13 protein-coding genes, 2 tRNA genes and 2 pseudogenes are annotated in these 17,097 nt (G+C 63.0%); 8 read left to right on the top strand and 9 right to left on the bottom strand.

Going from position 1 to position 17,097, the window contains the following annotated elements; all coding sequences use genetic code 11:
• Positions 1–290: 290 nt before the first annotated feature.
• Positions 291–365: transfer RNA gene (locus QZ964_RS02100), tRNA-Thr, on the bottom strand.
• 256 nt (positions 366–621) lie between these two features.
• On the opposite strand from QZ964_RS02100, the pseudogene QZ964_RS02095 reads away from it, so the two are divergent.
• Positions 622–876 (top strand): annotated as a pseudogene (locus QZ964_RS02095) (transposase); the annotation flags it as partial.
• 141 nt (positions 877–1,017) lie between these two features.
• Here the strand turns inward: QZ964_RS02095 and QZ964_RS02090 are convergent.
• The 3 genes from QZ964_RS02090 to QZ964_RS02080 all read right to left on the bottom strand — a co-directional run bounded on the left by QZ964_RS02090 (position 1,018) and on the right by QZ964_RS02080 (position 4,335).
• Complete coding sequence (locus tag QZ964_RS02090) at positions 1,018–1,848, bottom strand: transglutaminase family protein (protein WP_292528367.1); 831 nt, start codon at positions 1,846–1,848, stop codon at positions 1,018–1,020.
• Between the two features lie 10 nt (positions 1,849–1,858).
• Positions 1,859–2,806, bottom strand: a complete 948-nt coding sequence (locus QZ964_RS02085) for an alpha-E domain-containing protein (protein WP_292528365.1) — start codon at positions 2,804–2,806, stop codon at positions 1,859–1,861.
• 68 nt (positions 2,807–2,874) lie between these two features.
• Positions 2,875–4,335, bottom strand: coding sequence for a circularly permuted type 2 ATP-grasp protein (locus tag QZ964_RS02080; protein ID WP_292528364.1), 1,461 nt, complete (start codon positions 4,333–4,335; stop codon positions 2,875–2,877).
• A gap of 217 nt (positions 4,336–4,552) precedes the next feature.
• Between QZ964_RS02080 and QZ964_RS02075 the strand changes: the two genes are divergently transcribed.
• The gene (locus QZ964_RS02075; protein WP_292528362.1) at positions 4,553–6,745 is read left to right on the top strand and encodes a carbohydrate porin; all 2,193 of its coding nucleotides are present in this window, start codon (positions 4,553–4,555) and stop codon (positions 6,743–6,745) included.
• Between the two features lie 134 nt (positions 6,746–6,879).
• Here QZ964_RS02075 and QZ964_RS02070 read toward each other — a convergent pair whose 3' ends face one another.
• The 3 genes from QZ964_RS02070 to QZ964_RS02060 are packed head-to-tail and all read right to left on the bottom strand — an operon-like array spanning position 6,880 to position 9,173.
• On the bottom strand, positions 6,880–7,161 hold the full coding sequence (locus tag QZ964_RS02070) for a hypothetical protein (RefSeq protein ID WP_292528360.1): 282 nt from the start codon (positions 7,159–7,161) through the stop codon (positions 6,880–6,882).
• Positions 7,158–7,634: a glutathione peroxidase gene (locus QZ964_RS02065; protein WP_292528359.1), complete on the bottom strand. Its 477-nt coding sequence runs from the start codon at positions 7,632–7,634 to the stop codon at positions 7,158–7,160. The genes QZ964_RS02070 and QZ964_RS02065 overlap by 4 nt, the downstream gene beginning before the upstream one ends.
• A gap of 39 nt (positions 7,635–7,673) precedes the next feature.
• Entirely contained in the window at positions 7,674–9,173 is a 1,500-nt protein-coding gene (locus QZ964_RS02060) for a sigma-54 dependent transcriptional regulator (RefSeq protein WP_292528357.1), read from the bottom strand.
• Between the two features lie 278 nt (positions 9,174–9,451).
• On the opposite strand from QZ964_RS02060, the gene rdgB reads away from it, so the two are divergent.
• From rdgB to QZ964_RS02035, 5 genes and pseudogenes are all read left to right on the top strand, one after another.
• Positions 9,452–10,081, top strand: a complete 630-nt coding sequence (gene rdgB, locus QZ964_RS02055; RefSeq protein ID WP_292528371.1) for an RdgB/HAM1 family non-canonical purine NTP pyrophosphatase — start codon at positions 9,452–9,454, stop codon at positions 10,079–10,081.
• Between the two features lie 93 nt (positions 10,082–10,174).
• Positions 10,175–11,692, top strand: coding sequence for an aldehyde dehydrogenase (gene adh / locus QZ964_RS02050; RefSeq protein WP_292528355.1), 1,518 nt, complete (start codon positions 10,175–10,177; stop codon positions 11,690–11,692).
• A 139-nt stretch (positions 11,693–11,831) separates the two neighbouring features.
• Positions 11,832–12,236 carry a DUF779 domain-containing protein gene (locus QZ964_RS02045; RefSeq protein WP_292528353.1) on the top strand — a complete coding sequence of 135 codons (405 nt, stop codon included), beginning with the start codon at positions 11,832–11,834 and terminating at the stop codon, positions 12,234–12,236.
• Positions 12,237–12,382: 146 nt separating this feature from the next.
• Positions 12,383–12,830 (top strand): annotated as a pseudogene (gene mscL / locus QZ964_RS02040) (large conductance mechanosensitive channel protein MscL).
• A gap of 114 nt (positions 12,831–12,944) precedes the next feature.
• Positions 12,945–13,029: transfer RNA gene (locus QZ964_RS02035), tRNA-Tyr, on the top strand.
• 193 nt (positions 13,030–13,222) lie between these two features.
• Here the strand turns inward: QZ964_RS02035 and QZ964_RS02030 are convergent.
• Both QZ964_RS02030 and clcA read right to left on the bottom strand, forming a co-directional pair.
• Positions 13,223–14,269, bottom strand: coding sequence for a glycosyltransferase family 2 protein (locus QZ964_RS02030; RefSeq protein WP_292528351.1), 1,047 nt, complete (start codon positions 14,267–14,269; stop codon positions 13,223–13,225).
• Positions 14,270–14,369: 100 nt separating this feature from the next.
• Positions 14,370–15,629 carry a H(+)/Cl(-) exchange transporter ClcA gene (gene clcA, locus QZ964_RS02025; RefSeq protein WP_292528370.1) on the bottom strand — a complete coding sequence of 420 codons (1,260 nt, stop codon included), beginning with the start codon at positions 15,627–15,629 and terminating at the stop codon, positions 14,370–14,372.
• A 320-nt stretch (positions 15,630–15,949) separates the two neighbouring features.
• On the opposite strand from clcA, the gene QZ964_RS02020 reads away from it, so the two are divergent.
• Complete coding sequence (locus tag QZ964_RS02020) at positions 15,950–17,044, top strand: HupE/UreJ family protein (protein WP_292528349.1); 1,095 nt, start codon at positions 15,950–15,952, stop codon at positions 17,042–17,044.
• Positions 17,045–17,097 lie beyond the last annotated feature (53 nt).

Genomic DNA, 17,097 nt, shown 5'->3' with positions numbered 1-17,097 from the left:
CGCCCGCCCTCAGATCGGAGCGCGCGCATGCGACTGAACCTGCTCGGCGGGAATCGCATGTAGCGCGACTAGCTTAGCGACCGTCCGTCGCGCCATCGCACGGCTTCCCTGCCGCGCAATGTCGGTGCTTCATGAATTCGCTGGATTGATCACTGGCGTGGCCCCGTGCTCAGTCGGGCCCCGAGCTGTCTCACGCGCATCGACGGACGCGCGAACGCAACGCGCGGCGCTCCTTCCCGCAGGAACTGGTCTGTCCTTTTCTCGCTGGCTGGCGTTCTTCGTGTGGCAGATGGTGCTGCAAGAGAGGATTGAACTCTCGACCTCTCCCTTACCAAGGGAGTGCTCTACCACTGAGCTACTGCAGCGCTCGATCGCGCGAAACGCCTGAAACCGCGTCGGCGCGTTCGGCGAACGTGTGCCACAGGGGCGGTCAAGTCGCAAGCGCGCGCGCCTCCAACTCTGCAACGTCTGCACGCCTCCGCCGGCGTCGCCGGTCAGTCAGGTAGTGATTGCAATAAAATACAACTTAAAGTAGCATTTACCGCTATTCGCATCTGGGCGGGCCTCGCGTCTAGGTCTGTCCGAACCGCTCGGCGTCGCATCGCGGCGACGGAGGATCAATTGATTGAAAATTATTTTTCCGACGAGCTTTGGCGGGCGGTGGCCCCCGTCCTTCCCGGAAAGGCCGGCGATCCCGGATGTAGCGGACGCGACAACCGGCTTTTCCTCGAAGCGGTGTTCTGGATTCTTCGCACCGGCTCGGGCTGGCGCAATCTGCCGCCGCATTTCGGCAAATGGTACACGGCCTACACCCGCTATCATCGCTGGGACCGCAAAGGCGTCTGGCCGCGCGTCGTCGCCGCGCTCAGCCACGATGGCAAATGCGATTTCCATTATGACGAATACGGGTTGCGCTTCGCGCCTTGCGACGAAATCGGCTTACGCGAGCGCGCGCGCGCCGATGCTGACGCGCGAGAGAGCGCGGCGCTCGGTCAATCGATCGGCTTTTGAGACCAGCTACTGCGATTGCGACTGGCTGAAGGCCGCCGCCTGCGCGATGCGCACTTTGACCTCCAACGTTTCGCCCGCGCCGCCCGAGTGCGTGCCACGGATCGGCGCCGCGCCCAGATAGTCGAGCGCTACGGCGACGCGCACATGATTTTCGTGCGGCGCGACGCCATGCGTGGGATCGAATCCCACCCAGCCGAGATCCTCGACATAGGCCTCGGCCCATGCGTGGCCGGCGACCTGATCCTCCGCATCGCTGCTTAGAAAATAGCCGCTCACATAGCGCGCCGGCGCGTCGATCCCGCGCGCGCAGGCGATGAAGAGATGCGCAAAATCCTGACAGACGCCGTTGCGTTGCTCGAAACATTCCGCCGCCGTCGTCGCCGAATGCGTGGCGGCGGCGTCGAAGGTGAGCGATTCGTGAATCGCGCCAAGCAGCGCGTGGAGCTTCGCGAGCGTTCCGCTTTCCTTCGATGTCGTCTCGCGTGCGAAATCGCAGATCGCTGCGCTCGGCGTCGTCAGCGGCGTCTCGCGCATGTAAAGGATCGGCGGAAAGCGCTCGACCGCGCCCGACACGACCCCGGCCATGTCGAAGGTCGTGACCTCCCCCTCGACCACTGTTGAGATGGACTCGATCGGCCCATCCACCGAGAATCGGTGGAGCGTATTGCCGAAGGCGTCCTCCGACTGAATCAGTCGGCAATCGGGGTCGACGTCGATCCGCCAGGCGACGACATGCTGGCCATCGTGGTTGCGCGGCGTCAGGCGAAGGTGCTGCACGGCCATACGCGGCGCCTCCGCATAGCGATAGGTGGTTTCGTGGCGTATGCGAATGCGCATCAGATTTTGCTCAAAAGAGGTACTGCTCGGAAATCAGCGCGCCCAGCCGATTGTTCTCGGCGATGAAGGACTGCACGAATTCATGCAGGCCGCCCTGGAAGACGCTCTCCATGGTGAGTTTCTCGAGCCGGCCATAGACGCCGCGGGCGTGGCGCTGCGATGCGCCTTGGCGCCCATGCGCGCGCGCAAGATTGTCGAGATTGCGCACGATCGACTCATAGCACGAAATGAGCGAACGCGGCATTTCCGGCCGCAGGATCAAGAGATCGGCGACGAGCCACGGCTTCATGCTGGTGCGATAGACCCAGTGATAGGCGGTATGCGCGGATACGGCGCGCAGAATCGCTGACCACTGGAAATAGTCGAGCGATCCGCCGACAATCTCCTTCTCGGGCAGCAGCACATGATACTTGACGTCGAGCAGACGCGCCGTGTTGTCGGCGCGCTCGATGAAGAGGCCCAGGCGCGAAAACCAATAAGCGTCATTGCGCAGCATCGTGCGATAGGCGCCGCCGTCATAGGTCAGCGAGGTCTGCTTGATGAGTTCAAGGAATCGCGCAAGCTCTTCGGCGCAAGGGACGACGCCGCGCGATTCGAGCGCGCGCATTTCGAGATAGGCGTCGTTGATCGACTCCCACATTTCGATGGTCAGCGCCGTGCGCACGGCGCGGGCGTTGGCGCGCGCCTGCTCCAGGCAGTTGCGGATCGATCCGGGATTCTCCGGCGCAAGAGTGAGAAAGCCGACGACATTGCTTTCGTCAACCGGACGTCCGGAGTTTTCGAACGCCAGCGCCGCGCCTGAGGACAGCAAGACGCTTTCCCACTCGGTTTCGTCGCCGCCATAGGCCTTCGGCAGCGCGGCGAGGCGGCGCGACGCCTGAATCGCGCGCGCCAAAAAGTCGGCGCGCTCCATGTAGCGGGCAAGCCAATAGAGATTGTCGGCGGTGCGTGACAGCATCAGCTCGTCCGGTTACGATTCGCTTCGGCGGTCATCTGCGTTCATTGCGAAGCATTGCGAGCGTTCTATCACGCTTGGCCCATCGCCTCCTCGTCGACCCAGGCGTCGTCGATCACCCAAGTGTCCTTGGTGCCGCCGCCTTGGCTGGAATTCACCACCAGCGATTTCTCCGTCATCGCGACCCGGGTCAGACCGCCAGGCACGACGCGCGCGCCATTCGCGCCCTGAAGGACGAACGGCCGCAGATCGACGTGTCGGGGCGCCACGCCGCTCGCCAGAGCGATGGGACATGTCGAGAGCGCCAGCGTCGGCTGAGCGATGAAATTCTGCGGATGCGCCTTAAGCTTAGCGCGAAACTCCTCGATTTGCGCTTTGGTCGCATGCGGACCGACGAGCATGCCGTAGCCGCCCGAGCCGTTCACTTCCTTGACCACAAGCTGATCGAGGCGATCGAGCACGTAAGCGAGCGCTTCCGCTTCGCGGCAGCGGAAAGTCGGAACATTCTGCAAGAGAGGCGCTTCTCCAAGGTAAAACTGAATGATCTCAGGCATGTAAGTATACATCGCCTTGTCGTCGGCGGCGCCGGCGCCGACTGCATTCGCGAGCGTCACATTGCCTGCATGATAGGCACCCATCAGGCCCGCGACGCCCAGCGTCGAATCCGGCCGGAAGCACAGCGGATCGAGGAAATCGTCGTCGATGCGCCGATAAATGACGTCGACGCGGCGCGGACCTTCGGTCGTGCGCATATAGACGACGTCATCGCGAACGAAGAGATCGCGTCCCTCGACAAGCTCGACGCCGAGCTTGTCGGCAAGAAACGAGTGTTCGTAGAAGGCCGAATTATACTGGCCCGGCGTCATCAAGACGATCGTCGGATCGCCGTTGGCGCGGGGCGGCGCTACCGAGCGCAAGGTCGCGAGCAGCTCGTCGGGATAGTTTTCGATCGGCGCGACCCGATGCAGCGCGAAAAGCTCAGGGAAAAGCCGCATCATCACTTCGCGGTTCTCGAGCATGTAGGAGACGCCAGAAGGCGTCCGGGCATTGTCCTCGAGAACGAAGAAGCCCTGATCGTCGGTGCGCACGATGTCGACGCCGGCGATATGGACGAAAATGTCGTAGGGCACGCGCCGTCCCGCCATGTCCGGGCAGTAGGCGGGGTTGCGATAGACGAGATCCGCTGGAACGATTCCGGCCTTCAAGATGTCGCCCGCGCCGTAAATATCGGCCAGGAAGGCGTTGAGCGCCGCGACGCGCTGGATCAAGCCCTTTTCGAGCGCCGCCCATTCGCTACGGGCGAGTATACGCGGCAGAATGTCAAAGGGAATGAGTCGTTCGGTAGCCTCCTGCGCGCCATAGACCGCGAAAGTGATGCCGATGCGCCGAAACAAAAGCTCCGCCTGCTCGCGCCGAGACGCGAGGAGCTCGGGCGGCGTTGAGGCCAGCCACTGCGAAAGCTTTCGGTAAGGGGCGCGGGTGCAGCCGTCCGCTCCTGCCAGTTCGTCGAACTGCGTTAGGCGTGAGTCCATCGTGAGAACTCCCTTTCGGCGGCGGCGTCTCGCACTTTTTTCGGCTGCCGGCCTTTTTTGCGGTTCGTAGCAAGGACTGCGCCAGCAGCGCTGCGAAAATCCGTCACACAGCTTTACTATTGCCGAGCGATGATTCGCGCTCGACGTATGACATGTTCTGGCGCGGCCTCATCGCCTTTACAACGGAAACGCCGCCGGCAAGGTTTTGAGAAGGCGCATGCATAGGCCGCGATCCTGCCCGCATTCGCGCGGCGCCGCTACCCGCCCTCGGGCGCGGGCGATCGCCGTTGCTCGCGTTTTTTCTGCCGTTTCTGCTTGCTTCGCCTTCTGCGCGCTGGGTTCGACCGCGCGTGGCGAGGAGGCGCCGCCGCCGGTCTTCAATTGGGCCGGCATGTATATCGGCGCAAGTCTCGGCGGCGGCTTTCCGCTCCGCGCAGGCGAACGGCTCCAGGCGACGAGCGGCTTCGGTTCGCCGATCTTCGATCTCTATCCTCCGAGCGTAACTCGTCCAGGCGTCGCCGTCGGCGCGCGGGCAGGATTTAATTGGCAGAACGGCCCCTGGGTTTGGGGTTTCGAGACGGATTTGAGCCTTCTCGACGGCAGGCGCGGGCCGACTGGCGCTTATCCTGCTTCGCCCGCCTATCCGCCGCCGGCAGTCTTCACGCTTGTGACGAATTCGAGCGCCAATTTCTTCGCAAGCATTCGCGGTCGACTCGGCTATGCATGGGACCGCTCGCTTCTTTATCTTACCGGCGGCGTCGCCGCAGGCGGCGCAAGAGGCCCGGCGACCTTGACGCTCGGCGCCGGACCGGATGCGATTTTTTACGCGCCCTGGTCGCAAGCCTCGCGTATGAAATATGCGATCGGCGCAGGCTTCGAATACGCCCTCGCCGATAATTGGTCGGCGCGCGCGGAATATCTGTTTCTCAACCAATCGCTCAATACGCAGGTCTTCGACAATGGCGCGGATTTTATCTTTGCATCGCGCGTTCGCAATGAGAACCATCTCATCCGGCTCGGCCTGAATTATCACTTCGGCGAAGACAATCGAATTCCAGGCGCGATCGAATATGGCAAGCCTCATCACGACGGCAACGGTCATAGTGGAAGCCATGGGCGGAACGGCGACGTTCCGGAGCAATATAGCGTCCACGCCCAGACGACTCTCGTTGCGCAAGGCTATCCGCGATTTCGCGCGCTCTATGACGGCCCCAACAGCTTTCCGTCCGGCGGCAAGGCGAACGTCGGCTCGACGACCAATATCTTCCTCGGCCTGCGGCTGTGGGAAGGCGGCGCCGCCTATCTCAATCCGGAGATTGATCAGGGCTACGGCTTGGCGAACTCGGTGGGCGCCGCGGCCTATGTGAACAGCGCGGTCGCAAAGGTTGGACGCGCCGCGCCCTATATGCGATTCCAACGCTACTTTCTGCGTCAGATCATCGGATTGAACGGAGACGGCGCGACAGAAAGAGATCCGGACGAAGGCTCGCGCAGCGAAGTGCTGGAATCGACGCAAAACCAGATTTCGGGCAAGGTCGACAAGAATCGCATCGTCGTCACGCTTGGAAAATTCGCCGTCGGCGACGTTTTCGACGACAATGTCTACGCCCATGATCCGACGACCGGTTTCCTCAATTTCGCGTTCAACACGATGGGCGCCTTCGACTACGCGGCCGACGCCTGGGGCTATACTTACGGACTCGCCGCGGAGTGGAAGCGGGACTGGTGGACGGCGCGCGGCGGCGTGTTTCAACTCCCGACTGTCCCGAACGGTTTGGAAATTGAACCCCAATTGCTTCGACAATTCATGGGCGTCGTCGAAGTCGAGGCGCGATACGAGCTCATCAATCAGCCGGGCGCCATCAAATTCCTCGCCTATGGCGATAACGGATACATAAGCAAGATCGACGATGTCATCCGTTACGCCTATCTCGCCAACGATTTTCCGCCTCGGTTCGACACCGCGCGGGGGCGTGCGGTTAAAACCGGCGGCGGGATAAACATCAAGCAGCAGCTCATGCCGCATCTTGGCTTCTTCTTACGCGCCAGCATGGCCGACGGCCGCTATGAAACGGTCGCCTATACGGACGTCGACCGGCAGCTCTCAATGGGCCTCGTCGCCGGCGGGGCTTTGTGGGGACGCGACGACGACGAGGTCGGCCTCGCCGGCGCCCTGGGCGGCCTGCATGGCGATCGCGTGCGCTATTTCGGACTGGGCGGAACGAGCGTCTATATCGGCGACGGGGCGCTATCCTACGAAGGCGAGAAGAATATGGAGGCCTATTACAAAATCGGCTTCGGCAAGAATATGGACGCGACCTTCGACTATCAGCTCCTCGTCAATCCGGCGCATAATAGCGCGCGCGGACCAATCAACGTCTTCGCCCTGCGTTTGCGCGGCGCTTTCTGAGAAGGCTTTCTCCCTTGTCATTCCCGACAGCCCCAAGGCATGACCGGGAATTCAGAGCCGCAACAAACATCGTGGAGTCGCTCTGGTTTCCCGATCGCTCGCTGACGCGAAGCTCGGGAATGACATTGACTCCATCACTTGAGATATTGCGGCAGCTTCTGCTCGAAGTCCGGGAAATATCGCGCAATCACGCTGACGTCGAAGCGCGCGAGAATGCTCTCCTTCGCTTCGCGGTCGAGCAGAAAACGGAAGGCTGCGTCGATCAGTCTTTCCGCTCCGGCGCCGCCGCTCAGCCGTTCGAAATCCTTTCGCGAGAGCGTGACGCGATGCCGAGTTTCGCCTGCCCCCTCTTGCACCTTCACCTCCAAGACGAGCGGATCGCCATCGTCGATCACGCGCGTCTCGATGGCGGTCACAACAGCGCCTCCACGTCCCCGGCGATCTCCTCGGGCTTATCGGTCGATGCGTAGCGCTTCACGACACGTCCTTCGCGGTCGACAAGGAATTTGGTGAAGTTCCATTTGATCGCTTCCGATCCGAGAATTCCCGGCGCTTCGCGCTTGAGCAGGCGATAGAGCGGATGCGCGCTCTCGCCGTTGACGTCGATCTTGGCGAACATCGGGAATGTCACGTCGTAATTCGCCGAACAGAAGGACGCGATCTCCTTCTCCGAGCCCGGCTCCTGCGCGCCGAACTGATTGCACGGGAAACCCAACACCACGAGTCCCCGATCAGCGAATTTGCGGTAGAGCGCCTCGAGTCCGGCGTATTGGGGCGTGAAGCCGCAGCGGCTCGCGACATTGACGATCAGCATGACCTTGCCGGCGTAATCGCCGATCTTCTTTGTTGCGCCGTCGATTGTCGTCGCTTCGATATCAAACAGCGTCATGCAACCCTCGCATGGCTAACAGGCGCGCCAGCTCTCCGGCTAGGCGACGAGCGTTCCGGATGGCTCCGAGTCGCTTTCGGACTCTTCCTCCAGCCCATATTCCTTCATTTTTCGATAGAGCGTCGAGCGGCCGATGCCGAGCCGCCGCGCGATTTCTGACATTTGGCCTCGGTAATGCGCCAAAGCGAAGCGGATCGCGGCGGCCTCGATGTCTTCTAGCCTGCGCATCTCGCCATTCGCGGCAATCAGCGGCATCGCATTCGGATCGCGGATTTCGACACGGACGATCTCGCGTTCGCGCGGCGCGCCAAGGGCGCCCGGCGCAGGCGCAGGCGGCACGCGGACCTCATATCCTTCAACATGAGCGGCGATCTGCGGAAATTCGGCGACCGTCAGCTCGTCGCCGTCGGCAAGAACGACGGCGCGAAACACGGCGTTCTCCAACTGGCGGACGTTGCCCGGCCAGTCGTAGCTCGTCAGCAGCGCCAGCGCTTCCGACGTCAGGCCGCGGATGTTGCGGCCTTCTTCGGCGGCGAAGCGCGCCGCAAAGCGCCGGGCGAGATCGGCGATGTCCTCGCGGCGCCCGCGCAGCGGCGGAATGCCGATCGGAAAGACGTTGAGCCGATAGAAAAGATCCTCGCGAAACAGGCCGCGTTTGACGAGATCGATGAGATTTTGATTAGTCGCCGAGATTAATCGAATATCGACCCGGATCGGACGCTTCGCGCCGACGGGATCGATTTCGCCCTCCTGCAAGGCGCGCAGCAGCTTGACCTGAATGTCGAGCGGCAATTCGCCGATCTCGTCGAGAAACAGCGTCCCGCCGTTCGCCTCAACGAATTTGCCGGGGTGCTTCTCGGTGGCGCCGGTGAAGGCGCCCTTTTCATGGCCGAAGAGAATCGATTCGACGAGATTGGCCGGCAGCGCGCCGCAATTGACGGTGATGAACGGCTTTCCTCTGCGATCCGACGCGCCCTGGATGGCGCGCGCGACAATTTCCTTGCCGACGCCCGACTCGCCTTCGAGAAGCACGGGGATGGAGGAATGCGCGGCGCGCTGGCCGAGCCGAATGACGCGCGCCATGTCGTCGCTGCGCGAAACGAGGTCCTTGAAGGTGAGCGCGCCCTGCGCCCGGCGGCTGATGCGGCGCACTTCGTCGGCGAGCGCGTCGGCGGAGAGCGCGTTCTTGATCGAAATCTGCAGGCGCTCGGCGCCGACCGGCTTGACCACGAAGTCATGGGCGCCGGCGCGCATCGCGGAGATGACGGCCTCGATCGACCCATGGGCCGTCTGCACGATCACCGGCGTCGCGAGTTTCATATCGCGCATGCGGGTGAGCACGCCCATGCCGTCGAGGTCGGGCATCACGAGGTCCAAGATCAACAGCGCGATGGGCTTGGCCCCGTGCTGGGTCAGCCGGGCGATAGCCTGTTCGCCGCTTTCGACGGTCTCGGCCTCGTAACCAAATCGCCGCGTCATGGCTTCAAGAAGGCGACGCTGAACGGGATCGTCGTCGGCAATGAGAATCGTTGACGTCATTTCGTCCCTTGCGTCCGGGATAGATCGAGCGGCGATACCCGCCGCGTCAGGCTTGGCGCGTCCCGGAACCGTCTCGGCGGCTGCTCAATCGTTGCCAAGCATCGTAAAGGCGGGGTTAACCACGCCCAGATGAAACTTTGTAGCGCCTTCCGTCCTGCCGTCCAAGGTCCGAACGGACGATCTTGGCGATCTGGCGACAAATCGCTGCAAGTTGCAGAGAAATCTGCGCTATGGCGAAGCCGGCCGGGCGCTAAAAGCCCGCGGCGGAGGGAAGCATGATGGATTCGCGCAAGATCGCCGGCAGGCTCGTCATCGCGACGCATAATCCCGGAAAGCTCTGGGAACTGAGGCAATTGCTCGAGCCGCATGGCGTCAAGGCGGTCTCGGCCGGAGAACTCGGCCTGCCGGAGCCGGAGGAGACCGAGCCGACTTTCGCCGGCAATGCGCTGCTCAAGGCCGGCGCCGCCGCCATGGCCTCGGGGCTCCCGGCTTTCGCCGATGATTCGGGTCTTTGCGTCGACGCGCTCGACGGCGCGCCCGGCGTCTATTCGGCGCGCTGGGCCGGCGGGGCGCGCGACTTCAAGGCCGCCTGCGCGCGGGTCGAACGCGAGCTTGAGAAGCGCGGCGCCAAGCCCCCCTATCGCGCGCATTTTACCTGCGCGCTCGCCGTCGTCTGGCCGGACGGCCATATCGAGCAGTTCGAAGGACGGGTCGACGGCGTTCTCGTCTTTCCGCCCAAGGGCGACAAAGGCTTCGGCTATGATCCGATTTTCAAGCCCGACAAACTCGACAAGACCTTTGGGGAGATGATGTCGGCGGAAAAACATGCGCTGCCGGGCGACGGCTCGCAGGCGCTGTCGCATCGCGCTAGGGCGTTTCAGGCGCTGGCGCGGGCGTGTCTCGACTAAGACGTCCTCGCTCGGGCACTTGGCGTAACGGCGCGCTCCAACTACCTTCTCTCCAAAAAATGCCGCCGTCGGCGGAAATGCGAGGAACGCCCCATGACCAAGCACGAGACTTTCGCCGCGCTCACGCCGCCGTTCAAAGCGCGCTACGGCAATTTCATCAATGGCGCATGGGCGGACGCCAAATCCGGCCGGGTCTTCGACAATATCTCGCCGATCACCGGCGGGAAGGTCTGCGAGATTGCGCGATCCGACAAGGACGATGTCGAAGCCGCGCTCGACGCCGCCCACGCCGCCAAAGACGCCTGGGCCAAGACGAGCCCGGCGGAGCGGGCCGATATCCTCAACCGCATCTCCGATGTGATGGCGGCCAATCTCGCTCTCCTCGCCGCCGCCGAGACCTGGGACAATGGCAAGCCGATCCGCGAGTCGACCGCCGCCGACATTCCGCTCGCCATCGATCACTTTCGCTATTTCGCCGCCGCCATACGCGCGCAGGAAGGCGGCGTTTCCGAAATCGACCACGACACGGTCGCCTATCATTTTCATGAGCCACTCGGCGTCGTCGGCCAGATCATTCCCTGGAACTTCCCGATCCTGATGGCGGCGTGGAAGCTCGCGCCCGCGCTCGCCGCCGGCAATTGCGTCGTCCTCAAGCCGGCGGAGCAGACGCCCGCGAGCATTCTCGTCTGGGCGGAGCTTGTCGGCGATCTTTTGCCCAAAGGCGTGCTCAACATCGTCAACGGCTTCGGGCTGGAGGCCGGCAAGCCGCTCGCCTCATCGAGCCGCATCGCCAAGATCGCTTTCACCGGCGAGACGACGACCGGCCGGCTGATCATGCAATACGCCAGTCAGAACCTCATTCCGGTCACGCTGGAACTTGGCGGCAAATCGCCCAACATCTTCTTCGAGGACGTGGCGCGCGAGGACGACGACTATCTCGACAAGGCGGTCGAGGGCTTCGTCATGTTCGCGCTCAATCAGGGCGAGGTGTGCACCTGCCCGAGCCGCGCACTGGTGCATGAGAAAATCTACGATCGCTTCATGGCGCGCGCGTTGAAACGCGTCGGCGAGATCAAGCAGGGCAATCCGCTCGATCCCGAAACGATGATCGGCGCGCAGGCTTCCTCCGAGCAGCTCGAAAAAATCTTGAGCTATATCGACATCGGCAAGCAGGAAGGCGCCAAGGTGCTCGCCGGCGGCGAACGCAACAGGCTCGCCGGCGACCTCGCCGGCGGCTTCTACGTCAAGCCGACGGTGCTTGAGGGGCACAATCGTATGCGTGTTTTCCAGGAGGAAATCTTCGGCCCCGTCGTGTCGGTCACGACCTTCAAGGACGACGACGAGGCGCTCGCCATCGCCAATGACACGCTCTACGGCCTCGGCGCCGGCGTGTGGAGCCGCGAGGCCAACCGCTGCTATCGCTTCGGCCGCGCCATCCAGGCGGGACGCGTCTGGGTGAACTGCTACCACGCCTATCCGGCGCATGCGGCGTTCGGCGGTTACAAGCAGTCCGGCATCGGCCGCGAGAATCACAAGATGATGCTCGATCACTATCAGCAGACCAAGAACATGCTGGTGAGCTACAGCGAAAAGAAGCTGGGGTTCTTCTAACGCCGCTGTCGTTTCCCAGCGGGACACCGCGGAATGTCATTCCCGACAGGCCGATGGCCTGAGCGGAAATCCAGAGGCGGCGTCGCGAATGGCTGGTCTTGCCCTGGATTCCCGATCGCGCGCATGGCGCGCGTCGGGAATGACCGACGAGGGAGTTTGCGTATTGAAGGAAGACTCTCCTGCAAGAGTCCTCGCCACGCCTGCAGCGCTCGAATTGATCGAGCGCCTGCGCCGCGAACATGGCGACCTTCTCTTCCACCAGTCGGGCGGCTGCTGCGACGGCTCGGCGCCGATGTGCTATCCGCAAGGGGAATTCCTCGTCGGCGACAGCGACGTTCTGCTCGGCGAGATCGGCGGCGCGCCTTTCTACATCGGGGCGGCGCAATTCGAGTATTGGAAGCACACGCAGCTCATCATTGACGTGGTGCCGGGGCAAGGCGGGATGTTTTCGCTCGACAATGGCGCCGGCCTGCGATTCCTGACGCGCTCGCGACTCTTCTCCGACGCCGAATTGGCGCGGCTCGTGTCGCTCAGCGCGCATTGAGGCCTAAATTGACGGATCCAGTGGAACGGCTACTTGTAGCGAACGATCGTCAGCTGCGGCGCTCGACTCAGAACTAAAACTCAACTGCGGTGGCCGCCGCCTTTCGCGTGAACGGCGGCGCGATCCCTCAGTTTCGGAGGCTTGTCATGCTTCAGGATTTCAAAAATTTCATTTCTACGCGGGAATGTCGTTGATCTCGCCGTCGGCGTTATCTCGGCGCCGCCTTCGGCAAGATCGTCGATTCGATCGTCGGCGACATTTTTATGCCGATCATCGGGGCGATAACAGGTGCTGTCCTAATTTCGGGGACAGCACCCGATAACCGGTCCACTGGATTTTTCGAATTACTACGCGCCGCTGTCGAAAGCGGTGCACAGCGAAATGACCTATGACGAAGCCAAGAAGGTCGGCGCCGTGATCGGCTATGGCCAGTTCATAACTGTCGCGGTGAATTTTCTCATCATCGCCGGGGTTCTATTTTTGGTGATCCAACTGTTCGAGAGGCTGAAGAAGCCGGCCGTGACGGCGCCGCCGTCCCAGCCGCGGACAGAGGTCTTGCTCGAAGAAATTCGCGACGCGATCCGCAACCGCTGAGGCCGTCTCGCCACGCGCCAGCGCGGCGGGAGTTGACACCGGCTGGCTGGGGCCGCATATGCCGCTGCATCGGCCGCGCTCTGACGCGTCCGCCGTCTCTTAAAACGAGACGATGGGGGAATGTCCCGAGCGGCAAAGGGGGCGGACTGTAAATCCGCTGGCTAAGCCTTCGTAGGTTCGAGTCCTACTTCCCCCACCATTGGCCAATTCCTTTATGGCGCGCCCATCCGCCCCTGAAGGTGCGCCCCTAGACTTGCGCTGTTCGAGCTTGTCGCCCGCGCCGAGCGCGATCCGCTCGCGGTTCGCCGACCGGGTGGAGAGCGACGCCATGCGGTCGCCACGCCAGCCGAAGATCGCGCGCCGCGGGTCGGCCCGGCCGGCGGGGCTTTGTTTCAGCGCTGCGTAGCCTTCAAATAGTTCCAGATTCGCGTTCCCATCCGGCGCGCGCCAAGCGTGCAAAGCAGTTCGGCGAGCCGACGACGGAACGGGTGCGGGGTGAATCTGAGCGGCCAAAGATCATCGGCGGAATCGAAAGACAGGCGCGGAACGGCGTCGATCCGGCGGCGGTGGCCTTCGGTTTCGCTGGTCAGCGTGTCGACCATCGCGCCGGAAATTTCGAGCCCTGCGCCGCGCGCCGCGATCGGCAGGGCCGCGAAGAGCCCGGCGAATTCTTCGAGGCCATCGCGACCCGCGTTATGGTGCGCGAAACTGGAATACAATTCGGGAAGATACTCATCGGCGAGCATGAATGACGATCCTGGCCTGATGTCTTCGTAACGCAATATTTTGTCGAGCCGCTCTGCCGGGGTTCGCAGCAGGCAATTGCAGTGGATGATGAAAGCCTCCTCCGGCGCGAAGTCGAAATATTCAGCGTCCACAAATCCCGGCGTATGGACCTTTTCGAGAAACTTCACCCGGCCGGCGTGAAAGAAGCGCGGCTGCGGGTGGAGATAGTCGCGACGGTATGGGTTTGGATAGCGCGTCTGAGACCGGCTGTAGGAGATCGCGCCGGCTTCGTCGCAAAACAGCTCGCGTCTGGAGACCTGCCAGACCTGATTGAGCGATTTGCGGCCGACCCTCCTAATCCAGTCGAGCAAGGCGCGGGTCGGGAATTCGTCGTCGTCGAGCCGCAGCAGCCATCCGCCGCCCGCCGCGCGTGCGCCGAACTCGACCATCCCCGCTTCGGCATAGTCGCCACTCGGCGTGAAGACGACGCAATCGGCGTCCTTGGCGCGCAGCAGCTTGAGCGTCCCGTCCGCGCTGCGGGCGTCGACGATATAAAGCGGTTCGACCCCGATCGCGCGATAGGCGTCGAGAAAGATGCCGACCCATTTGGCGCTGTCGCGCGTCGGGATGAAGATCCGGAGTTTTTGCCTTCCGAGCTGGCGTCTCGGGTGCGCCCAACGCGCAAAAAACCTTTTTGCGACCAATGCGTCCATTTTGGGCACACCTTTCGTCAATACATTTTTTCTATAAATATACTCTGCTTCTACTTCCCCCCTCGATCCTCGCAGCATCGAAATTCTCCTGATTCTTCAATCAGCGCAGGAAGCGCAAGCGCGCGCGCAAGGCCTCGTAGAGCGGCGCGTCGCCCATGAGCGTCGGAATGAGCATGGCGGTGAAACACGCCGCCAGCATCGGCAGCAGCAGGAGCGCGCTGCCTGTCATTTCCGTAACCAGCACGAGCCCCGTGAGCGGCGCGCGCACGACGCCTGCGAAAAACGCAGCCATCCCCACGACTGCGAAAGCCTGCGGCTGAATGGGAAGGTCCGGGAACGCCAAACCACAACCGGCGCCATAGAGCAACCCCAGTTGAGCGCCCAGCGCAAGCAGCGGCGCGAAAAGACCGCCTGGCGTTCCCGCCGCATAGGACAATGCGCCGAACCAGAACCTCAGTTGAAGGAGATATGGCAGGACGAAAAGATGCGGCGCGCCGAGCAGCGCAGTCTGGGTGAGATTGTCGCCGCCGCCGACGCATTCGGGTCCGAACCAGGCGATAACGCCCGTCGCCGCGCCGATCGCGGCGGCGCATGTCTCCGCCGGCAGTCCGCGCATGAGGTCCACTGCAGCCAGCGTCGCGAGCACCGCCCTGTTGTAGGCGACCGCAACGGCCCCGCAAACGACGCCAAGGACGAAGAACATCGGCCCGATCGCCGGCGCGGGATAGGCCAGCGCCGGCAGCTGAAAATCCGGCGCATCGCCAAGAATGAGATGGGCGACGGCGATCGCCGTCGAGGACGCCGCCAGCGCGGCGATCGCTATCCTGTGCTCGAATTTTTGAACGAGCTCTTCCAGCACGAAAACCGCGCCGGCCATCGGCGCATTGAAGGCCGTCGCCAGGCCCGCGCCCGCGCCCGCCGCCAGCAGAACGCGGCAATCCGCCCAGTCGCGGCGGAAGGCGTCGCCGAAGAGATGGCCGAGCGCCGCTCCCATCTGCACGCTGGGGCCTTCACGGCCGAGCGCAAGGCCCGAACCGATCGCCAGGCATCCGCCAACGAATTTCACCGGCAAAAGGACAAAAGGCGCCGGCGCCGCCTGTCCGTGCAAGACCGCTTCCACGTGTGGAATCCCGCTCCCCGACGCATGTGGCGAAAACCGCCGAACCAGCCATGCCGCGGCGACGGCTGCAAACGCGCAGGCGCCGACGAGCAGAACGAAACCCGCGAGCGAGTGGCCGTGCGCCCAATCGATGGCGGCTGCGCGAAGAACGTCGGCCCGCTGCAGCGCGAGCCGGAAAAGCGCGCAGACGAGACCCGCGACGGCGCCGACCAACAGCGCCAGCGTCGCGAGAACTGTCAGACTGCCCTCCGAACGCGCCGAGGCCGTCGAGCGTGCCTCCGTAGAGATCGCGATTAAGCATTATCGCAGCGGCTCAGTCTGTGGAGGCGGGAGCGCCACGGCGAAGCCATAGCATAATAGCAGTCGGGAGCGCGCTCCTGCAGCGTCGGCGCTCCGAAGCTGAGAACTTGGGTCGCGGTCGCGCCCACGCCGATGCGATTCATCTCCCTCGCTTGAGCCGGCGATGCGCGGCGGGAGCGGACCAATGCTCGCGCTCGCGCTGTCTTGTCCGGCGCGGCCGCGTTTGGCATGGTGCGCGCCAACCAACGAAGGGAGCGCGCATGACCGGGGTTTTCAGGATAGTCGCCGCCGTGATCTTGTTTTGCGTCGGTCTCGCGGCCCCGGCCCTGGCGCATACGCCCGATATTTCGACGGGCAAGATCGCGCCCAAAGACAATCGCGTCTATGTCGTCGACGTCGGCTTTCTCGCCACCGACCTCGAACGCATGTTCCGTGAGACGATGAGCGAACGCGCCGGCCTCGATCTCTCGGCGCCGGGCGCGCTTGAGGCGGAAATCGGCAAATTTGTCGAAAAACGCATCGCGATGCGCGACGCAACCGGCCGCGCCTGCGTCGCCAATGTCATCAAATCCGGCGAAGATCCCGAGAACCAGGACAGCGCCCTCATCGTCGTGCGCTTCGATTGCGGCGCAACGGACGGCGCGCTCTTCTACGACGCGACGAAGCTTCTCGCCGCGCATGGCGCAAAAGGAAAGCATCTGGTCACGCTTGAGGGAACCGAAAACGCCGGCCAGACCATGCTCTATCCGGACGATCCGCCGCTCGATCTGTCAAAGCCGATGGAAACGACGGCGCAGTTGATGTGGAAGTTTCTCAAGGCGGGCGTCGAACACATTGTCACCGGCTACGATCATCTGTGCTTCCTGTTCGCGCTCATTCTGTGGGCTACCCGGATCTGGCCGGTCGTCAAGATCGTCACCGCCTTCACCATTTCGCATTCGATCACGCTGTCGCTTGCCGCGCTCAACATTTTCACGCTGCCCTCGACATTGGTCGAAGCGCTGATCGCCGCTTCGATCGTTTTCGTCGCGGTCGAGAATTACTTCTCGCGCGACGTCGACAACCGCTGGCGCAACACCTTCCTCTTCGGCTTCATCCACGGCTTCGGTTTCGCCTCGGCGCTGACCGAGATGGGCGTGCCGCAAGGCGGCGTCGTGCCTGCGCTCGCCGCCTTCAACATCGGCGTCGAGCTTGGCCAGATCGCCATCGTCTTCGCGGTCATGCCGCTCCTGTTCTTCATCGACAAGCAGACAGGCGGCAGGCGCAGCGAGAAGCTCGTCTACGTGGTCTCGGCGCTGATTGCGATTGCGGGCGTCTACTGGTTCCTGGAGCGGATCGGCGTTCTTCCGGGGTGAAGGGGATCTGACCGGATTGTCCAAGGCTTGCGCGCGCTACTTATCCGGTCGGA

The sequence above is a fragment of the Methylocystis sp. genome, assembly GCF_021731785.1.
In the GTDB taxonomy this organism is placed as follows: domain Bacteria; phylum Pseudomonadota; class Alphaproteobacteria; order Rhizobiales; family Beijerinckiaceae; genus Methylocystis.
This window is presented reverse-complemented; position numbering and strand designations above follow the sequence as displayed.